This is a genomic window from Stenotrophomonas sp. 22692, from assembly GCF_052045015.1.
GTDB classification, from domain to species: domain Bacteria; phylum Pseudomonadota; class Gammaproteobacteria; order Xanthomonadales; family Xanthomonadaceae; genus Stenotrophomonas; species Stenotrophomonas geniculata.
On record NZ_JBQEMR010000084.1, the window covers coordinates 1 to 470 of the forward strand.

At 60.6% G+C, this 470-nt stretch carries 1 protein-coding gene; it reads right to left on the minus strand.

From position 1 onward, the window contains the following. Window positions 1-14: 14 nt before the first annotated feature. Entirely contained in the window at window positions 15-452 is a 438-nt protein-coding gene (locus ACTJJM_RS21205) for a DUF4189 domain-containing protein (RefSeq protein WP_414610491.1), read from the minus strand. Window positions 453-470 lie beyond the last annotated feature (18 nt).

Consider the following 470-nt stretch of genomic DNA (forward strand, 5'->3'; position numbering starts at 1 on the left):
GCCTGGACACACTTTCAATACTTGCGGAAGACCGGCGCGGAACATTCCGAGTAAATAATCCTGCAATGCGCCCCGCCTGCTGCCTGACAGTCACGCATGGCCTGCTCCCCGGCGCTCTCTACCGTCCCCGAACTGGCGTACTGCGTACCGGTGGATGCCAGTTCCGAGGTGACAGCAGCCACACATTGATTCTGGTAGGTGAACTCGATCCTGCAACGTCCACCGTTCTTCTCGCAATTCGAAATCGCGGTCCCCTTCGCAGCACGCTCACTGGGTTCACCTACAAATGCGCCCCCCTCCGAACCGCTGGATGAGCCAGCGAGTGCGCCCCAGGTCTTAACCCACTCACCCAATGGTCTGGGCGGAGGAGTAGGAATCGTAGCGCTGCCCCCAGAACTGGCTCCTGGAATTGGCGCGCAGCCCTGTACTCCCTGCCCTCCAATCGGATACATACCGGGAGGGCAGTTCCC